The organism is Roseovarius halophilus (ex Wu et al. 2025), from assembly GCF_047086965.1.
In genome coordinates this window covers 1-17,190 of sequence record NZ_JBKOTX010000048.1, presented here as the reverse complement: position 1 = coordinate 17,190, position 17,190 = coordinate 1, and the positions used below count along the sequence as shown (strand labels likewise).

Sequence of the window (17,190 nt, the reverse complement as noted above, 5' to 3'; positions counted from 1 at the left end):
GCGGGTTCAGCCTGTCATCCTCCTATACAGGCTTGTACCCGTCCGGCACCCGGATTCCCGAATGTCCCCGCACCTGCCGGTTCTGGACCGCACGCGGCGCGGCCCGCGTCTTGGCCCCGCTGCGCGCCGGCGCCGGCTGCGCCTTGGGGCGCACGACCCGGACCACCTTGCGCGCGGGTTTCGCCTCGGGCGCCCGTGACAGGACCGGCACCGGTCGACCATCGCGCGCCTCGCTCGAGGACACGTGCGGCGTCTCCTGCGGGCCACAGCGGACCGTCACCCCGGCACCGGCCCTGAGATACTCGCGCGAAATGTCACTGCCTCCCTCGCAGGCGACGCGCCGCCTGTCGGCCGGCGGTTCGCTCGGCGTGCTCTTTTCGACGATCTTCTCGGCCGGCGGCATGGCCGGTTCCTCGGGCGTTGCCTGTTCCTTGGCGTCCGGCGCGCGTCGCACGACCTTGACCTGATCGGCCCCGGATGCCGTTTCGGCTTCCGGGGCGCGGCGCACGACGTTCGGCGTGGCCTCTGGTGCCTGCTGCGTCTCCTCGGGCGCGGCGGTCGGCTGCGCGGTTGCCGTTCGGGTTTCCTCGGGCTGGGCGATACCGGGCAGGCTGGGCTTGAACCCGCATATCAACTGCCGGTCGCGCGTCATGCGCGGCACCCAGGACACGTTCCCGTCCACGCCTGCCCGGACGAACACGCACCCTTGGCTGTCGACGTATTGCCGTCCGGTATAGGATGACGGTGGAAATTCGGCCGGCACGGCACCGCTGTCAGACGATTGCGCCTGACCGGGCCCGATACCGAAAGACGCGGCGATGGCAGCTGCCGCCAGAGCTTTCGTAACTCTCATTTTTCCCCCAAGACAATTGGGGCTATCGTGCCTTATTTGCCAACCTGAGTAAACACTCTATGGCTTATTTTGTGCCGTACATGCGGTCACCCGCATCCCCTAGTCCCGGCAGAATGTAGCCGAATTCATTGAGGCGCTCGTCAAGTGCCGCCGTCACGACCGGCACGTCCGGATGCGCCTCCTTCATGCGGGCGACACCCTCCGGGGCGGCCAGCAGACACAGGAACCGGATGTCGCGCGCGCCGGATTCCTTGAGCATGTCCACCGCGGCGGCGGACGAATTGCCCGTGGCCAGCATCGGATCGACCACGATCACAAGCCGCTCACCCAGAAGCTCGGGCACCTTGTAGTAGTACTTGACCGGGCGCAGCGTCTCTTCATCACGGTACAGGCCGACAAACCCGACGCGCGCCGAGGGGATCAGTTCAAGCATGCCATCGAGCAGGCCGTTACCCGCGCGCAGGATGGAAATGAGCGCCAGCTTGCGCCCGGCAAGCGTGGGCGACTCCGTTTCCTGAAGCGGGGTTTCGATCCGCTTGGTCGTCATCGGCAGTTCATGCGTGACCTCGTATGCCAGAAGCTGGCTGATCTCGCGCAGGAGCTGGCGGAAAACAGCCGTGGAGGTGTGCTGTTCGCGCATGATCGTCAGCTTGTGCTGAACAAGCGGGTGCTTCACGATGGTGAGGTGCTGGTCCATGTCTGTCCCCTAGCGGTCATTCCGGGCGTGGACTGTCATTTCAGAAAGCGGCCCGCGCGGCAATCTGTAAAAGCCGCCGTGCCGGGCGCCTCAGCCGCGGGAAAGGTCATGCCTTGCAAAGGCCCCGGGCAGCAGGCAGGCCAGCGTGCTTTCACGCTGAACGCCGTCGAGCGTGGCCATGATGACCCGCGTGTCACCGCGGCCGAACTCGGCAAGGCGCTGCCGGCATCCGCCGCAGGGCGTGATCGGGTGGTCACTGTCGGCAACGATGGCAACCTCGACCAGCGTTACCTCCCCCGCCGCGACCATCGCGGCGATCGCGCCGGTTTCGGCGCACGATCCCTCGGGATAGGACGCGTTCTCGACGTTGCAGCCGATGTAGACGCGCCCCGAGGCGGATTTCACGGCCGCCCCCACCCGGAACCCCGAATAGGGCGCGTGGGCGTTTTCACGCACCGCGCGGGCATGATCGAGCAAAGTCATCGACGCGGTCCTTCCTCATCTTTGTTCGGCGTCACTGCAGCATCCTGCCGGGCCTCGCCCCGGTCCGGCATCCCGGACATTTGAAGATTGCGCGCGCGCGTCACAATATGCAAGCTGCCGGCACGCATCGAGGGCCGGCGCGCCAACAGGCCGGCAAGAACCGTTGAGATGCCAAATCAGAAAACGGCATTCGGGGAGGGACGGCGAAAATGGATGGCCAGAAGGAAACCCTGCGACAGGCGGCATTGAAATATCACGCGGAACCGCGCCCCGGTAAACTGGAAATCCGCGCCACCAAGCCACTGGCCAACGGCCGCGACCTGAGCCGCGCCTATTCGCCCGGCGTTGCCGAGGCGTGCCTTGAAATCAAGGCCGACGAAAGGAATGCCAGCCTGTATACCGCGCGGGGCAACCTTGTCGCCGTCGTCAGCAATGGCAGCGCCGTGCTGGGGCTGGGCGACATCGGCGCGCTGGCATCCAAGCCGGTGATGGAGGGCAAGGCCGTCCTGTTCAAGAAATTCGCCAATATCGACTGCTTCGATCTCGAGATCGACGAGCCCGACCCGGAGAAACTGGCCGATATCGTCTGCGCCCTCGGCCCCACCTTCGGCGCGATCAACCTGGAGGACATCAAGGCGCCGGACTGTTTCATCGTCGAGAAACTGTGCCGGGAGCGCATGAACATCCCCGTCTTTCACGACGATCAGCACGGTACCGCCATCGTGGTGGGCGCCGCGGCCACCAACGCCCTGCATGTCAGCGGCAAACGGTTCGAGGATATCAAGGTCGTCAGCACCGGCGGCGGCGCGGCCGGTATCGCCTGCCTGAACCTGCTGCTGAAACTGGGCGTGAAACGCGAGAATGTCTGGCTGTGCGACATTCACGGCCTCGTCCACAAGGGCCGCACCGAGGACATGACCCCGCAGAAGGAGGCATTTGCCCAGGCATCGGACCTGCGCAGCCTCGACGACGTGATCGGGGGCGCGGATCTCTTTCTCGGGCTGTCCGGGCCGAACGTGCTGAAGCCCGCGCATGTCGAGAAAATGAGCGACCGCCCCATCATCTTCGCGCTGGCCAACCCGACGCCCGAGATCATGCCCGACGAGGCGCGCGAGGTGGCCCCGGACGCGATCATCGCGACGGGGCGCAGCGATTTCCCGAACCAGGTGAACAACGTGCTGTGCTTCCCGTTCATCTTCCGGGGCGCGCTCGACGTGGGCGCGACCGGGATCAACGACGCCATGCAGATCGCCTGCGTCGAGGGCATCGCCGAGCTTGCCCGCACCACGACAAGCGCCGAGACGGCGAAGATCTACAAGGGGGAGCAACTGACCTTCGGCGCCGACTACCTGATCCCCAAGCCGTTCGACCCGCGCCTGTCGGGCATCGTTTCAACCGCCGTCGCCCGCGCGGCGATGGAAAGCGGCGTCGCCACCCGACCCCTGCCCGATCTCGACGCCTACAAGGCCGATCTCGACGCCAGCGTCTACAAGTCCGCGCTGCTGATGCGGCCGGTGTTCGAGGCGGCGGCCACGGCCGAACGGCGCATCGTCTTCGCCGAGGGCGAGGACGAGCGCGTGCTGCGCGCCGCGCAGGCCATACTCGAGGAAACGACCGAGCACCCGATCCTGATCGGGCGCCCGGACGTCATCAACACCCGGTGCGAAAGGCTGGGTCTCGAAATACGGCCCGATCGGGATTTCAACATCGTGAACCCGGAAAACGACCCCCGCTACCGCGACTACTGGACCAGCTATCACGAGATCATGAAGCGCCGCGGTGTCACCCCGGATCTGGCCAAGGCGATCATGCGCACCAACACGACCGCGATCGGGGCGGTGATGGTCCACCGCGGCGAGGCCGATTCGCTCATCTGCGGAACATTCGGCGAATTCCGCTGGCATCTGAATTACGTGCAGCAGGTGCTCGGCAACAGCGAGCACCATGCCCACGGTGCGCTGAGCATGATGATCCTCGAGGACGGGCCGTTGTTCATCGCGGACACGCATGTCCGCATCTTCCCCACGCCCGAGCAACTGGCCGAAACCGCGATCGGCGCGGCCCGGCACGTGCGGCGTTTCGGGATCGAGCCCAAGATCGCGATGTGCTCCCAATCCCAGTTCGGCAATCAGGGCAGCGACTCGGGCAAGCGCCTGCGCGAGGCACTCGACCTGCTGGACGCGGCCCCGCGGGATTTCTGTTACGAGGGAGAGATGAACGTGGACGCGGCGCTTGACCCGGACCTGCGCGCGCGGCTGCTGCCCGACAACCGGATGAAGGGCGCCGCGAACGTGTTGATCTTCGCCAATGCCGACGCGGCCTCCGGCGTGCGCAACATCCTCAAGATGAAGGCAGGCGGGCTCGAGGTCGGGCCGGTGCTGATGGGGATGGGCAACCGCGCGCACGTTGTCACGTCGGGCATCACCGCGCGGGGCCTGCTGAACATGGCCGCCATCGCCGGCACCCCGGTGGGCCATTACGGATGACGGCGCACGAATCAACGGGTTTGCAGGATGTTTGTTTGCAGGTTTGCAAAATACTGCTGATTAACGACAGGAACCCCGAAGCGACAACACATTTGCAAAAATTTGCAGCCCAAAACCATCAGGTACTGCAAATTTCATGCGCTAATCTGCCACGGATACCGCCAACATCCTTGTCGCGCGGGCCGTACGTTGCGTAACAACCTGACAACGGAGCGGAGGAGAATACAATGGGATACAAGGACGTGTACGAAAGCTGGCAGAAGGACCCGGAAGGGTTCTGGATGCAGGCGGCCGAAGCGATCGACTGGGACAGCAAACCCTCCAAGGCTCTCTTCGACGACAACGCGCCCATGTACGAATGGTTCAGCGACGGCAAGCTGAACACTTGCTACAACGCGGTGGACCGGCACGTCGCCGCGGGCAACGGAGATCAGGCCGCGATCATCCATGACAGCCCCGTCACCGGGACCAAGCACCAGATCACCTATGCCGAACTTCTGGAGCGGGTCGCCAACCTTGCCGGCGCGCTGCGCGCCAAGGGCGTGGAAAAGGGCGACCGCGTCATCATCTACATGCCGATGGTGCCCGAGGCGCTCGAAGCCATGCTTGCCTGTGCCCGGCTCGGTGCGATCCACTCGGTCGTGTTCGGCGGTTTCGCCGCGCATGAACTGGCCGTTCGCATCGACGACGCGACACCCAAGGCCATCATCGCGGCCTCCTGCGGCGTGGAGCCGGGGCGCGTCGTGCATTACAAGCCGCTTCTGGACGGCGCCATCGACCAGGCGGCGCACAAGCCCGATTTCTGCGTGATCTTCCAGCGTGACCAGGAAGTTGCCAAGCTCGAGGAAGGGCGCGACGTCGATTGGCACGCCTTCCAGTACGGCGTGGACCCGGCCGAGTGCGTCCCGGTCGAGGGCAACCATCCCGCCTACATCCTCTATACCTCGGGCACGACGGGAGCGCCCAAGGGCGTGGTGCGCCACACCGCCGGGCACCTCGTGGCGCTGAACTGGACGATGAAGAACATCTACAACGTCGAACCTGGCGAGGTGTTCTGGGCCGCCTCCGACGTGGGCTGGGTCGTCGGGCACAGCTACATCTGCTACGCGCCGCTCGTGCACGGCAACACGACCATCGTTTTCGAGGGCAAGCCGGTCGGCACGCCCGACGCCGGCACGTTCTGGCGGGTCATCTCCGAACACAACGTGCGCAGCTTCTTCACCGCCCCCACGGCTTTTCGCGCGATCAAGCGCGAAGACCCCGAGGCGAAGGAACTGGCCAAGTACGACATCTCCTGCCTGCGCGCGCTCTACCTCGCGGGCGAACGCGCCGACCCAGACACGATCAACTGGGCCGCCGACAAGATGGGCGTGCCGGTCTATGACCACTGGTGGCAGACCGAGACGGGCTGGACCATCGCCGGCAACCCCGCCGGGATCGAGCCGCTGCCGGTCAAGATCGGCTCCCCGACCGTGGCGATGCCGGGCTACGACGTGCAGATCCTCGACGAGGGCGGCCACGAACTGCCCGCGGGCCAACTGGGTGCGATCGCGATCAAGCTGCCCCTGCCGCCCGGCACCCTGCCCACGCTCTGGAACGCCGAGGATCGCTTCCGCAACTCCTATCTCGACACCTTCCCGGGTTATTACGAAACCGGCGATGCGGGCATGAAGGACGAGGACGGCTACCTGTGGATCATGGCGCGCACCGACGACGTGATCAACGTGGCGGGCCACCGGTTGTCGACCGGCGGCATGGAGGAGGTTCTCGCCGCCCACCCGGACGTGGCCGAATGCGCCGTGATCGGGGTCAGCGATGAACTCAAGGGCCAGAGCCCCGTGGGCTTCGTGTGCCTGACCAAGGGCGTGAACCGGCCGCACGACGACATCGTGAAGGAATGCGTCGACATGATCCGTGACCAGATCGGCCCCGTCGCGGCCTTCAAGAAAGCCGTCGTCGTCGACCGCCTGCCCAAGACGCGCTCGGGCAAGATCCTGCGCGCGGTGATGGTCAAGATCGCCGACGGCACGGATTACAAGGTCCCGGCCACCATCGACGACCCGGCGATCCTTGAGGAGATCGTCGGCGCGCTCCGGGCCATCGGCTACGCCAAGGCCTGACGCGGCACCGCCCCGGCGCGCCTAGCGCGCCGCGGGCGCCAGCGCGGTGACAGCCACGGGGCTGACCGCGAGGGCCCGCGCGGAAATGTCCGGCCCCGTGCCGGCGTGATGCGCCCCCGACGACACCGCCACCCCGGCGAATGTGCACGCCGCGAGCATGACGGCTTTCATGGTGATGCGATGCGGCATCCGATCCCTCCGTGACATCGTCGCCGGCGGTGACGTACCGGCCCGGCAACGGTGCCCCGGCAGGATCGTGACAGGCAATAACGGGGCCTTGATATCCGATGACAAGGCACGTTTTTTCCAGCCTTTTCAGGTGGTTAAACGAACTGCTCCCGCAAGAGCCGCTCTTCCAGCCCGTGCCCGGGATCGAACAGGATACGGTGCTTGATATCGGGCTCGGAGTCGATCTCGACCCATAGCACGTTCTCGACCCAGAGACTGTCGGCATCGGCCATCACCGGGCGTTTTTCCGGGTGGATCACGTCGAAACGCACCCGCGCGGATTTCGGCAGCAGGGCCCCGCGCCAGCGGCGCGGGCGGAAGGCGGCAACCGCCGTCAGCGCCAGCACGTCCGACCCGATGGGCAGGATCGGCCCGTGCGCCGAGTAGTTGTACGCGGTCGATCCCGCCGGCGTCGCCACCAGCGCGCCATCGCAAACGAGTTCGGCCAGCCTGAGATGCCCGTCGATGGTGATGCGCAGCTTGGCCGCCTGCGGGCCGGCCCGCAACAGCGACACCTCGTTGATCGCCAGCGCCTCGTGCATGGTGCCGTCGGCGCATTGCGCCTTCATCCGGAGCGGGTTGATCACTTCCTCCTCGGCGGCCGCCAGCCGCTCCAGGAGGTCGGTTTCGCCGTACTCGTTCATCAGGAATCCGACCGTGCCCCGGTTCATTCCGTAGACGGGGGCCCACAGGCCCTGCGTGCGGTGCAGCGTCTCCAGCATGTAGCCGTCACCGCCAAGGGCCACGATCACGTCTGCCTCGTCCTCCGGAACGTTGCCGAAGCGGCTGATCAGCGCGGCGCGCGCGGTCTGCGCGACGGGCATGTCACTGGCGACGAAGGCGATCTTTAGGGCCATCCCGACGGCAATCCGTTTCTCATGGGCGGAGTGTCGGGCGGATCGAAGCACAATTCCACCCCCGGCGCCAGAGATGCCGGTCCCGCAGGGGGATTTGTCGCTTTACAACCTTTAAAAAAGCGCCTGTTTCCGATAAGAAATCACCAAGAAATCCAATGCAGGAGTTGTCACCATGCCGCATGACGGAAACAGCGCCTTCACCACTGAAGGCTTTTTCACCGAATCGCTTTCGGGCCGGGACCCGGAGATTTCCCGGGCGATCGGGCTCGAGCTGGGGCGTCAGCGCGAGGAGATCGAGCTGATCGCGTCGGAGAACATCGTGTCCGCCGCCGTGATGGAGGCGCAGGGCAGCGTGATGACGAACAAGTACGCCGAGGGCTACCCGGGCCGGCGCTACTACGGCGGCTGCCAGTTCGTTGACATGGCCGAGAACCTCGCGATCGAGCGCGCCACGCGGCTGTTCGGCTGCGGCTTCGCCAACGTGCAGCCCAACTCGGGCAGCCAGGCCAACCAGGGCGTCTTCACCGCGCTGCTGCAGCCGGGCGACACGATCCTCGGCATGAGCCTCGACGCCGGCGGCCACCTCACCCACGGCGCCGCGCCCAACCAGTCGGGCAAGTGGTTCAACGCCGTGCATTACGGCGTGAAGCGCGACACGCTGGACGTGGACTACGACGAGATCGCCCGCCTCGCCGCCGAGCACAAGCCCCGGATGATCATCGCCGGCGGCTCGGCCATCCCGCGGCAGCTGGACTTCGCGAGGTTCCGCGAGATCGCCGACAGCGTGGGCGCGTGGCTGCTGGCCGACGTGGCGCATTTCGCCGGGCTGATCGCCGCCGGCGCGTATCCCGACCCGTTCCCGCACGTGCATGTCGCCACCACCACCACGCACAAGACCCTGCGCGGCCCGCGCGGTGGCATGATCCTCACCGATGACGAGGCGCTGGCCAGGAAATTCAATTCCGCCATCTTCCCCGGCATCCAGGGCGGGCCGCTGATGCACGTGATCGCCGCCAAGGCCGTCGCCTTCGGCGAGGCGCTCGAGCCCGCCTTCAAGACCTACCAGCAACAGGTGATCCGCAACGCGCAGGCGCTCACCGACCAGCTGCACAAGGGCGGGCTCGACACCGTGACCCACGGCACCGACACCCATGTCATGCTCGTCGACCTGCGGCCCAAGGGCGTCAAGGGCAACGCCACCGAGAAGGCCCTCGGCCGCGCGCACATCACCTGCAACAAGAACGGCGTGCCCTTCGACGACGAGAAGCCGACCGTCACCAGCGGCATCCGCCTCGGCAGCCCGGCGGCAACCACCCGCGGCTTCGGCGAGGCCGAGTTCCGCCAGATCGGCGACTGGATCAACGAGGTCGTCGACGGCCTCGCCCGGAACGGCGAGGACGCCAACCAGCACGTCGAAAACAAGGTCAGGACAGAGGTCGAAACCCTCTGCAAGAAATTCCCCATGTACCCGAACCTCTGATACGGGGAAATTGGCGAGACGCCGCGCGGCCCCGGACGGGACCGCGCGTTTTCACCTGGCCGGGTAGTGACACGACATCACCCCTGCCACCAGACAATCGCCGCGACGCCCGAGGCCAACAGGATCAGGTTGAGCACGAGGCCGCCAAGCACCTGTAAAACCGCGGTCTTTCTGCGTTCCTTGGGGTCGATGGCGCGCAGATGATCACGCAGGGTGACATGGGCCCGCTGCACCGCGGTCTGGTCAACGAGGCGGGCCAGCCGGGGATGTTTCATCCGTGCCTCGGCGGTGGCTACAACATGGCCCGCCCGCCGGGCATGACGCGGCAGCGCTCGCGCGCCCTTGCCAAGCAGGGCCGCGAGCGAGCGCCCGCGCAGGGCGAGCTTGTCCTGCAGGAGCCGCTGAAGCTCGGCGGATTTCTGGTTGACGTTGTCCGGATCGATCACGCGGCCACCTCCTGACGGTGAGTTTAGCCGCGCCGAAAGCGACGCTCAATGGGGCTGGTCCTCGGGCACGGGCGACGGTATCACGGGTCCATGTTGAGCATGATCGAACACGGAAACGCGACGGACAAGCCAGGCCTGCTGATCGCGCACGGGCTTTACGGATCGGCCCGCAACTGGGGGGTTATCGCCAAGCGGCTCTCGGACGAGCGGCAGGTCATCGCCGTGGACATGCGCAATCACGGGGCAAGCCCCTGGCATGACACGCATTCCTATCCCGAGATGGCCGCCGACCTGGCCGGGGTGCTGGAGACGCTGGCGCAGCCTTTCGACGTGCTGGGGCACTCCATGGGGGGCAAGGCGGCGATGGTACTGGCGCTGACCCGGCCGGAGCTGGTGAATCGGCTGGTTGTGGCTGATATTGCGCCTGTGACCTATGAGCACACCCAGATGCAGTATATCGAGGCCATGCAGGCCGTCGATCTGAGCGGGATCGAGAAACGCTCGGACGCGGAACCGTTGCTGGCGGCGCAGCTGGACGACCCCGCGCTGGTGCCGTTCTTCCTGCAATCGCTCGACGTGGCGGGAAAACGCTGGCGGCTGAACCTCGACACGCTGGCGCGGGAAATGCCGAAAATCTTGGCTTTTCCGGATATTTCAGGATCTTACGAAGGTGACACCCTGTTCCTGTCCGGCGCGGAATCGACCTATGTCACGCGCGAACACCGCGACCGGATCAAGACGCTGTTCCCCCGCGCGCGGTTCCTCAAGATACCCGGGGCGGGGCATTGGCTGCATGCCGAGAAGCCGCGCGAATTCGAGGCGGCAATGCGCGCCTGGCTGGGGTGAAACGGGCCTCGGCCCGGCGGCGGTATCGCGTCGGCATCGCGACGGCGCCGAACCGGGCCGCGATCAGCCTTCGTGGATCTGCTTTGCCACCAGCCATGTCACCGGCAGGGCCACGCCGAACCCGGCAAGCGCCGAGACCACGACAGGCACGGTCGTGTCGTAGCCCATTACAAGAGCGGCGATCATGGCCGACCCGGCCAGCGTGACGCCGATGAAAAGGTACAGGATGAGTCCCAATCGCAGCATGTCGTGCCCTCTTGGCTGTCAAAGCTCCGGGCATGGCCATAGCGGCCGCGCCGCCGGACCGCATTGATCTGCATCAGTCTTCGGTGTCGTCCATCACCCGCGCCACCACCCGGGCCGCGGGAAAACCGAGAACGAACCCGCCAAGGACGGCGCCCACCAGCGGCCACACCCCGCCCTGCCCCGTCACGAGCAGCACGACAATACCGACCCCGGCCAAGGTGGCCCCGATGAACAGATGCAGGATGATTGTCAGCCAGACCATGATGCCTCCGGACGATGGGCCGGATACTGGGGCCGTGGCAACGCGGACGCCTTGATCTGCATCAGTCGGCAGGTGGCGGCGGCGTGATAGAATGGGCGCACCATGACAGAAGGGAAAGGGTGATGATCACGCTGGAGGACATCGAGGACATGACCTGCCTGAGCCGGGAGGAGATCGCGGCGGTGGCCGAACACGAACACCTGCCCGACCTGAACGCGGCGACGCTGGGCGATTACATGATGCACGTGCCGAAAGGGCCGCAGCAGGTGCAGCGCATGATCTGCGAGGACATCCGGGAGGCGCTGCACCGCGATGACCTGCCCCACGCGCGGGAGCTCTACGTGGTCCTGCACCATTTCATCGACGGCCATCCCGACGCGATTCGCGGATCGGGCGACGACTGACCCATGCGACAGAATGGACGGGCCGGCGCAATTCAAGGCTGTTGGTCCGGATAACGCCCGAGCCAGAGGCCACCACCCGCAACCCGCCGGCCCGTCGGGGCGGGCTGGCGATCGCTTGGCACCTGCGCGCCCCGGGTGGGCCGAGGGGCCATCGTGGTTGCCCTACTCGTCCATCTTCAGCGCATTGATGAACGCTTCCTGCGGGATCTCGACCTTGCCGAACTGGCGCATCTTCTTCTTGCCCGCCTTCTGCTTTTCCAGCAGCTTGCGCTTGCGCGTGGCATCGCCGCCATAGCATTTGGCTGTCACGTCCTTGCGCATCGCCGACAGCGTTTCACGCGCGATGACCTTTCCGCCGATCGCCGCCTGGATCGGGATCTTGAACATGTGGCGGGGAATCAGGCCCTTGAGCTTCTCGCACATGGCGCGGCCGCGCATCTCGGCCCGGTCACGGTGGACCATCATCGACAACGCGTCGACGGGTTCGTCGTTGACGAGGATCTGCATCTTCGCAAGGCTGTCGGCGCGGTAGCCGGTGATCTCGTAATCGAAGCTGGCATAGCCCTTGGTCACGGATTTCAGACGATCGTAGAAATCGAAAACCACCTCGTTGAGCGGCAGGTCGTAGACCACCATCGCGCGCGCCCCGGCATAGGTCAGGTCGGTCTGGATGCCGCGCCTTTCCTGGCAGAGCTTGAGCACGTCGCCGAGGAAGTCGTCCGGCACGAGGATGGTGGCCTTGATCCGCGGTTCCTCGACATGGTCCACCAGCGTCGGGTCGGGCATGTCGGCGGGGTTGTGCAGGTCCACCCGCTCCCCGTCCTTCATGAAGACGTGGTACACGACCGAGGGCGCGGTCGTGATCAGCTCGATATCGTATTCACGTTCGATCCGGTCGCGGATCACCTCCATGTGCAGCAGGCCGAGGAAGCCGCAGCGGAAGCCGAACCCCAGCGCGGCGGAGCTTTCCATCTCGTAGGAGAAGGAGGCGTCGTTCAGCGCCAGTTTCTCGATGGCGTCGCGCAGGTCGTCGAACTCGGCCGAGTCCACGGGGAAGAGCCCGCAGAACACCACCGGGACGGACGGTTTGAACCCCGGCAGGGGCGCGGCGCACTGGCGTTTCTCGTGCGTGATGGTGTCGCCCACGCGGGTGTCTCGCACCTGCTTGATCGACGCGGTGATGAACCCGATCTCGCCCGGGCCGAGCGCGTCGACCACGGTCATGGCCGGGCGGAACACGCCGATGCGTTCGACATTGTAGGTGGCCCCTGTCTGCATCATGCGGATGCGGTCGCCCTTTTTCATGACGCCGTCCATGATCCGCACCAGCACCACGACGCCCAGATAGGGGTCGTACTTGCTGTCCACCAGCATCGCCTTGAGCGGCGCGTCGGCGTCGCCCTCGGGCGGGGGCAGGTGCGCGATGATCGCCTCCAGCGTTTCGCGGATGCCCTGCCCCGTCTTGGCGCTGACAGGGATGGCGCCGGACGCGTCGATGCCGATCACGTCCTCGATCTGTTCGGCCGCGCGGTCAAGATCACTTGCCGGCAGGTCGATCTTGTTCAGCACGGGGATGAGTTCGTGATCGGCGTCGATGGCCTGATAGACGTTGGCCAGCGTCTGCGCCTCGACGCCCTGGGTGCTGTCCACTACCAGCAGCGATCCCTCGACCGCCCGCATCGAGCGCGACACCTCGTAGGAAAAATCCACGTGGCCCGGCGTGTCGATGAGGTTGAGCACGTATTGCTCCCCGTCGTCGGCCGTGTAGTCGATGCGCACCGTGTTGGCCTTGATGGTGATGCCGCGCTCGCGCTCGATATCCATGGCATCCAGCAGCTGCTCCTTCATGTCGCGTTCGGCCACCGTGTCCGTCATCTGGATCAGGCGGTCGGCGAGCGTGGATTTCCCGTGGTCGATATGCGCCACGATCGAGAAATTGCGGATATGCGAGAGCGGTGTCATGGTAGCCGGATATGGATGGGTTTTCCGGGGTGGTCAAGGTGGGTCGGCAGACGGCGCGCGGGAGACTCACGGGTGTCGCGGCGTGCGGCGGCCCATGATAGGGTACCCCCGGCAACACGGAGGTCGGAATGACCCGGATCAAGGCTGTTCATGCGCGTGTCACCGGCCGGGTGCAGGGCGTGTCCTTCCGCGCCTGGACCGAGGCGGAGGCGCTGGCGCGCGGCCTGTCGGGCTGGGTCCGCAACGAGGCCGACGGCGCGGTGACCGCGGTGATCGCGGGGCCGCCGCCGGACGTGGACGCGATGCTGTCCGCCTTGTGGGACGGCCCCCCGGCGGCGCGCGTTTCCGACGTGCAGACCTCGCCCGCCGACCCGCCCGAAGCGGCGGATTTCACGATCCGGCGGTAGCGCAACCGTAGCTGCAGGGTCAGGGCGGACCCGGTCTGCCGGCCCGGTGGGCGAGGGCCAGTGCCGGCACACGGCGGGCAAGGCCGCGCAGGATGTCGCCATAGCCCGCCTCGCCCGCCAGCAGGTCCATGTATTGCCGCTTGAGCGTGGTCGACTGCCGGAACGCCGGCGCGAGACGCCTTTGCAGCGCGGGCACATGGAATAGGGGCCGAAGGAGCCGCGCCATGCGCAATTCGCGGTGCAGCGGCCGCAACAGGCGTTGATAGCGGCGCAGCGCCGTTTCCGGGCCGCCGCCGGCCAGCGCCGCATGGGCCGCCCGCGCGGCAAGCTGCCCGCTGTGCAGTGCGTGGGCGATCCCCTCGCCCGTGATGGGATCGACGAGCCCGGCCGCGTCACCGGCAAGCAGGACCGCCCCCTGCCCCGGCACCTTTCGGAAATCGCCGAAGGGCAGGAACTGCCCCTTGAGCCGCGCCGCGTCCTCGGCGATGCCCAATTGCGCCATGTAACGGTGCATCGCCGCCTTCATGTCGCCATTGCGCGCCATGAGCCCACCGACGCCGACCGTGGTCGCGCAGCTCTTGGGGAAGCGCCAGCCATAGCCCCATGCCACCGCGGCGATGTCGATGCGGATGGGCGCCGCCGGGTCGAGATGCGCACCCGCCGCCTCGATCTCGAGCGCGAAACCGATGGTGGCGCGGTCGAACGCGGCGCCGAAAAGCTGGCGCGCCGTCCAGCTGTTCACGCCATCGGCACCGATGAGAACACCGTAGCGCAAATGACGCCCGTCCCCGAGCGTCAGGCGCCGCGCCACGCGATCCAGCCCCGTCACCCTGTGCCCGCTCATGTCGACCGCCCCGGCGGCGATGGCCTTGGCATGCGTGGCGGCATCGAAATCCCACCGCATGGTCAGGTCGAGCGGCGGCACATCATTGATCGGGCCGAGCGGTTGACCATGAAGATGAAATTCAGGCGCTGTCTTGCGATCGGCAAGCGCGCCGGGCATGTCCTGGCCGAAGATATCGCGGTAATGTCGCCGGCTGCGCCCGGTGATCAGGCCGCCGCAAAGCTTGTCGCGCGGGAACCGTCGCGCGTCGATCAGGGCCGTCTGCAACCCGAGGCCACAGGCCGTGGCCGCCGCGGCGCTGCCCGCCGGGCCCGCCCCGATGATGACGATATCGGCGTGTTTCATCCGCGTTTCCCTTGCCGCTGCTCATGGGATACCGCGTGCAAGGCTAGCCGGGCGGGCGCCGCACATCCAGCCCTGCGGCATCACACCGCGCCGGAGCGCCCCGTGCGCGCGTGTGGCGCCCTTTGCACGCCGCGTCACATCTTGCGCCCGGGCGGCTCGAAGGGGATGAATTCCACCGCGCTCTGCTTCACCGGGGCGGGGTAAAGCTTCATCAGGTCGAGGATCTCGGGCGGCATGCCGACCGTCACCTCGACCCCGAGATCCGTGGCCTCGGCCGGTGTGAGGGCATAGTCGTGCGTCCAGTTGCCCGAGGCCAGCTTGTCGGCCAGCGTCTCGGCCTGCGCGCGCGGGATGCGGGGGGTCATGATCTCGACCGCGCCGCGCTTGACCTGCGCGATGGCCTTGTCGCTGACATCGGCCAGCACGAGCGCCACGTCCGAAACATGCTCGACCGGCTTGGCGTCGCGCGCCGCCACCACCGAAGCCGCGGAAATGCCCATGATCTGCGGGTCGATCGGCCCCAGCATGGAAAACTCGCCCATCACCACCTCGTCGGCGGCCAGCGCGATGAGCGTGCCGCCGGACATGGCGTAGATGGGCACGTGAACCGTGACCTTGGCCGGGTGCGCCTCGACGGCACGGGCAATCTGCATGGCGGCGATGACCAGCCCGCCCGGCGTGTGCAGCACGAGGTCGATTGGCCGGTCATCCGGCGTGGCCTTGATGGCCGAGATGATGGATTGCGCGTCTTCGAGGTCGATCATGCGCGACACGTTGACCCCGAATAAGCTGCGCTTTTCCTGCCGGTGGATCATGGTGATGACCCGGCTGCCGCGCTTGCGTTCGATCCCGCGGATGGCCTGCTCGCGCCGGAAGGCGAAAAGCCGGCCCGAAAGCATCGGCTGCAGGATCATCACCGCGAGAAAAATGAAGAAAAGTGTCGAAAGGTCCAGAGTCATGGTCCACCGCCCGTTGTCGCCTGCCCGCGGGCCGCAGTGTCGCAGGTGCCCCGCTTGATGTGAATTGAAAAATGGGCGCATATGGGGCATGCACCCAGTCGATCCCCGGCAGGGAGGCACGGAAGAGGCAGGAACGATGGGACGGGTCATGACGATCGCGATGGTGCTGATCCTTGCGGGCTGCGGGGGCGGCGACAGGTTCAAGGGCCGCGATGCCGGTGTGGCGGCGCCCACGGCCCCGATGGCCTTCGGCCCGATCAGCAAGGCGTGCATGGCCTCGGACCGCGAGGCGCGATCGCGCCGGTTATGCGGCTGCGTCCAGTGGGTGGCGGACCAATCACTGTCACGGTCCGACCAGCGGCGCGCGGCCGGATTTTACGGCGACCCGCACAGCGCACAGGAAATCCGCCAGTCGGACAGGCGCCGCGACGAACGCTTCTGGAAAGCATATTCTGACTATGGCGACCGGGCCGCGCGGATCTGTGGCTGAGCATGACGTGCCCGTGCCGGACGTTGCCCCGTACCCCCCGGCCGGGTAGAGCCACGCCATGCCACGATTCGCCCTCAGGATAGAATATCACGGCGCCCCTTTCGCGGGCTGGCAGCGACAGGCCGACCAGCCCACGGTACAGGGCGCGGTGGAGGCCGCGCTGGCCCGGCTGGAGACCGGCCCGCATACAATCGCCGCCGCGGGGCGCACCGATGCGGGCGTGCATGCGCTGGCTCAGGTCGCGCATTGCGACCTCGCCAAGGACTGGGATCCGTTCCGGCTGGGCGAGGCGCTGAACCACCATCTCAAACCCGCGCCGGTCGCGATCACCGCGTGCGCGGCCGTGCCCGGTGACTGGCATGCCCGTTTCTCGGCCGTCGAGCGGCACTACCTGTTCAGGCTGTTGATGCGGCGCGCACCGGCGACGCATGACAAGGGGCTGGTCTGGCAGGTGCCGCGGCGGCTGGACGCGGCGCCGATGCGGGAAGCCGCGGCGCACCTCGTGGGCCATCACGACTTCACGACCTTCCGCTCGTCGATCTGCCAGGCCGCCAGCCCGGTCAAGACACTCGACGCGATCGAGATCGAGGAGTTCACGGGCCTGTCAGGTCCCGAGGTCAGGTTCCGGCTGCGCGCGCGCTCTTTCATGCACAACCAGGTGCGCAGCATCGTGGGCACGCTGGAACGCGTCGCTCGATGATCTCCATCGGGATCAATTCATCCTTGAGGTGCCACTCATGGGCATGGGGATCGACCCGGTCCACCGTGTAGCGGC

The 17,190-nt window shown here is 66.6% G+C and carries 18 protein-coding genes and 1 pseudogene; 8 read left to right on the top strand and 11 right to left on the bottom strand.

Annotated features, from left to right (window positions below; genetic code table 11):
* Window positions 1–22 precede the first annotated feature (22 nt).
* The 3 genes from ACH107_RS11920 to ACH107_RS11910 all read right to left on the bottom strand — a co-directional run bounded on the left by ACH107_RS11920 (window position 23) and on the right by ACH107_RS11910 (window position 2,033).
* Entirely contained in the window at window positions 23–853 is an 831-nt protein-coding gene (locus ACH107_RS11920; RefSeq protein WP_412506052.1) for a hypothetical protein, read from the bottom strand.
* Between the two features lie 64 nt (window positions 854–917).
* Window positions 918–1,550, bottom strand: a complete 633-nt coding sequence (gene upp / locus ACH107_RS11915) for a uracil phosphoribosyltransferase (RefSeq protein WP_412506051.1) — start codon at window positions 1,548–1,550, stop codon at window positions 918–920.
* Between the two features lie 90 nt (window positions 1,551–1,640).
* The gene (locus ACH107_RS11910) at window positions 1,641–2,033 is read right to left on the bottom strand and encodes a cytidine deaminase (protein ID WP_412506050.1); all 393 of its coding nucleotides are present in this window, start codon (window positions 2,031–2,033) and stop codon (window positions 1,641–1,643) included.
* Window positions 2,034–2,242: 209 nt separating this feature from the next.
* Here ACH107_RS11910 and ACH107_RS11905 point away from each other — a divergent pair, with 209 nt between their 5' ends.
* Window positions 2,243–4,519, top strand: coding sequence for an NADP-dependent malic enzyme (locus ACH107_RS11905; protein ID WP_412506049.1), 2,277 nt, complete (start codon window positions 2,243–2,245; stop codon window positions 4,517–4,519).
* A 227-nt stretch (window positions 4,520–4,746) separates the two neighbouring features.
* A complete protein-coding gene (gene prpE / locus ACH107_RS11900) occupies window positions 4,747–6,639 on the top strand; it encodes a propionate-CoA ligase PrpE (RefSeq protein WP_412506048.1) in 1,893 nt (630 codons plus the stop codon).
* Window positions 6,640–6,660: 21 nt separating this feature from the next.
* On the opposite strand, the gene ACH107_RS11895 is transcribed toward prpE, so the two are convergent.
* Window positions 6,661–6,828, bottom strand: a complete 168-nt coding sequence (locus tag ACH107_RS11895; RefSeq protein WP_412506047.1) for a hypothetical protein — start codon at window positions 6,826–6,828, stop codon at window positions 6,661–6,663.
* Between the two features lie 134 nt (window positions 6,829–6,962).
* Window positions 6,963–7,724, bottom strand: a complete 762-nt coding sequence (locus tag ACH107_RS11890; protein ID WP_412506046.1) for an NAD kinase — start codon at window positions 7,722–7,724, stop codon at window positions 6,963–6,965.
* A gap of 172 nt (window positions 7,725–7,896) precedes the next feature.
* Between ACH107_RS11890 and glyA the strand changes: the two genes are divergently transcribed.
* The gene (gene glyA, locus ACH107_RS11885; RefSeq protein WP_412506045.1) at window positions 7,897–9,204 is read left to right on the top strand and encodes a serine hydroxymethyltransferase; all 1,308 of its coding nucleotides are present in this window, start codon (window positions 7,897–7,899) and stop codon (window positions 9,202–9,204) included.
* Between the two features lie 77 nt (window positions 9,205–9,281).
* Here glyA and ACH107_RS11880 read toward each other — a convergent pair whose 3' ends face one another.
* Window positions 9,282–9,650: a hypothetical protein gene (locus tag ACH107_RS11880; protein WP_412506044.1), complete on the bottom strand. Its 369-nt coding sequence runs from the start codon at window positions 9,648–9,650 to the stop codon at window positions 9,282–9,284.
* 90 nt (window positions 9,651–9,740) lie between these two features.
* Between ACH107_RS11880 and ACH107_RS11875 the strand changes: the two genes are divergently transcribed.
* Complete coding sequence (locus ACH107_RS11875; RefSeq protein WP_412506067.1) at window positions 9,741–10,496, top strand: alpha/beta fold hydrolase; 756 nt, start codon at window positions 9,741–9,743, stop codon at window positions 10,494–10,496.
* Window positions 10,497–10,559: 63 nt separating this feature from the next.
* Here ACH107_RS11875 and ACH107_RS11870 read toward each other — a convergent pair whose 3' ends face one another.
* Together ACH107_RS11870 and ACH107_RS11865 are read right to left on the bottom strand one after the other, a co-directional pair.
* Window positions 10,560–10,742 (bottom strand): CTP synthetase, encoded by a 183-nt coding sequence (locus ACH107_RS11870; RefSeq protein ID WP_412506043.1) that lies wholly within the window; start codon window positions 10,740–10,742, stop codon window positions 10,560–10,562.
* A 73-nt stretch (window positions 10,743–10,815) separates the two neighbouring features.
* Entirely contained in the window at window positions 10,816–11,004 is a 189-nt protein-coding gene (locus tag ACH107_RS11865; protein ID WP_412506042.1) for a CTP synthetase, read from the bottom strand.
* A 122-nt stretch (window positions 11,005–11,126) separates the two neighbouring features.
* Here ACH107_RS11865 and ACH107_RS11860 point away from each other — a divergent pair, with 122 nt between their 5' ends.
* Window positions 11,127–11,408, top strand: a complete 282-nt coding sequence (locus tag ACH107_RS11860) for a hypothetical protein (protein ID WP_412506041.1) — start codon at window positions 11,127–11,129, stop codon at window positions 11,406–11,408.
* A 162-nt stretch (window positions 11,409–11,570) separates the two neighbouring features.
* On the opposite strand, the gene lepA is transcribed toward ACH107_RS11860, so the two are convergent.
* The gene (gene lepA / locus ACH107_RS11855; RefSeq protein WP_412506040.1) at window positions 11,571–13,370 is read right to left on the bottom strand and encodes a translation elongation factor 4; all 1,800 of its coding nucleotides are present in this window, start codon (window positions 13,368–13,370) and stop codon (window positions 11,571–11,573) included.
* Window positions 13,371–13,498: 128 nt separating this feature from the next.
* Between lepA and ACH107_RS11850 the strand changes: the two genes are divergently transcribed.
* Window positions 13,499–13,777, top strand: coding sequence for an acylphosphatase (locus ACH107_RS11850; RefSeq protein ID WP_412506039.1), 279 nt, complete (start codon window positions 13,499–13,501; stop codon window positions 13,775–13,777).
* 19 nt (window positions 13,778–13,796) lie between these two features.
* Here ACH107_RS11850 and ACH107_RS11845 read toward each other — a convergent pair whose 3' ends face one another.
* Both ACH107_RS11845 and ACH107_RS11840 read right to left on the bottom strand, forming a co-directional pair.
* Window positions 13,797–14,966: a geranylgeranyl reductase family protein gene (locus tag ACH107_RS11845; protein WP_412506038.1), complete on the bottom strand. Its 1,170-nt coding sequence runs from the start codon at window positions 14,964–14,966 to the stop codon at window positions 13,797–13,799.
* Between the two features lie 134 nt (window positions 14,967–15,100).
* Complete coding sequence (locus ACH107_RS11840; RefSeq protein ID WP_412506037.1) at window positions 15,101–15,925, bottom strand: SDH family Clp fold serine proteinase; 825 nt, start codon at window positions 15,923–15,925, stop codon at window positions 15,101–15,103.
* 148 nt (window positions 15,926–16,073) lie between these two features.
* Here ACH107_RS11840 and ACH107_RS11835 point away from each other — a divergent pair, with 148 nt between their 5' ends.
* On the top strand, window positions 16,074–16,415 hold the full coding sequence (locus tag ACH107_RS11835; RefSeq protein WP_412506036.1) for a hypothetical protein: 342 nt from the start codon (window positions 16,074–16,076) through the stop codon (window positions 16,413–16,415).
* A gap of 58 nt (window positions 16,416–16,473) precedes the next feature.
* A pseudogene (truA, locus tag ACH107_RS11830) lies at window positions 16,474–17,106 on the top strand (tRNA pseudouridine(38-40) synthase TruA); the annotation flags it as partial.
* Window positions 17,107–17,190: the final 84 nt, after the last annotated feature.

Bases quoted from the DNA above. Each gene is read 5' to 3' on its own strand.
- ACH107_RS11840 (WP_412506037.1), bottom strand. From the start codon at position 15,925: ATGACTCTGGACCTTTCGACACTTTTCTTCATTTTTCTCGCGGTGATG.
- ACH107_RS11890 (WP_412506046.1), bottom strand. From the start codon at position 7,724: ATGGCCCTAAAGATCGCCTTCGTCGCCAGTGACATGCCCGTCGCGCAG.
- glyA (WP_412506045.1), top strand. From the start codon at position 7,897: ATGCCGCATGACGGAAACAGCGCCTTCACCACTGAAGGCTTTTTCACC.
- ACH107_RS11895 (WP_412506047.1), bottom strand. From the start codon at position 6,828: ATGCCGCATCGCATCACCATGAAAGCCGTCATGCTCGCGGCGTGCACA.
- upp (WP_412506051.1), bottom strand. From the start codon at position 1,550: ATGGACCAGCACCTCACCATCGTGAAGCACCCGCTTGTTCAGCACAAG.
- ACH107_RS11845 (WP_412506038.1), bottom strand. From the start codon at position 14,966: ATGAAACACGCCGATATCGTCATCATCGGGGCGGGCCCGGCGGGCAGC.
- ACH107_RS11835 (WP_412506036.1), top strand. From the start codon at position 16,074: ATGACGATCGCGATGGTGCTGATCCTTGCGGGCTGCGGGGGCGGCGAC.
- ACH107_RS11905 (WP_412506049.1), top strand. From the start codon at position 2,243: ATGGATGGCCAGAAGGAAACCCTGCGACAGGCGGCATTGAAATATCAC.
- ACH107_RS11875 (WP_412506067.1), top strand. From the start codon at position 9,741: ATGTTGAGCATGATCGAACACGGAAACGCGACGGACAAGCCAGGCCTG.
- ACH107_RS11920 (WP_412506052.1), bottom strand. From the start codon at position 853: ATGAGAGTTACGAAAGCTCTGGCGGCAGCTGCCATCGCCGCGTCTTTC.
- ACH107_RS11910 (WP_412506050.1), bottom strand. From the start codon at position 2,033: ATGACTTTGCTCGATCATGCCCGCGCGGTGCGTGAAAACGCCCACGCG.
- prpE (WP_412506048.1), top strand. From the start codon at position 4,747: ATGGGATACAAGGACGTGTACGAAAGCTGGCAGAAGGACCCGGAAGGG.
- ACH107_RS11870 (WP_412506043.1), bottom strand. From the start codon at position 10,742: ATGCTGCGATTGGGACTCATCCTGTACCTTTTCATCGGCGTCACGCTG.
- ACH107_RS11850 (WP_412506039.1), top strand. From the start codon at position 13,499: ATGACCCGGATCAAGGCTGTTCATGCGCGTGTCACCGGCCGGGTGCAG.
- lepA (WP_412506040.1), bottom strand. From the start codon at position 13,370: ATGACACCGCTCTCGCATATCCGCAATTTCTCGATCGTGGCGCATATC.
- ACH107_RS11860 (WP_412506041.1), top strand. From the start codon at position 11,127: ATGATCACGCTGGAGGACATCGAGGACATGACCTGCCTGAGCCGGGAG.
- ACH107_RS11865 (WP_412506042.1), bottom strand. From the start codon at position 11,004: ATGGTCTGGCTGACAATCATCCTGCATCTGTTCATCGGGGCCACCTTG.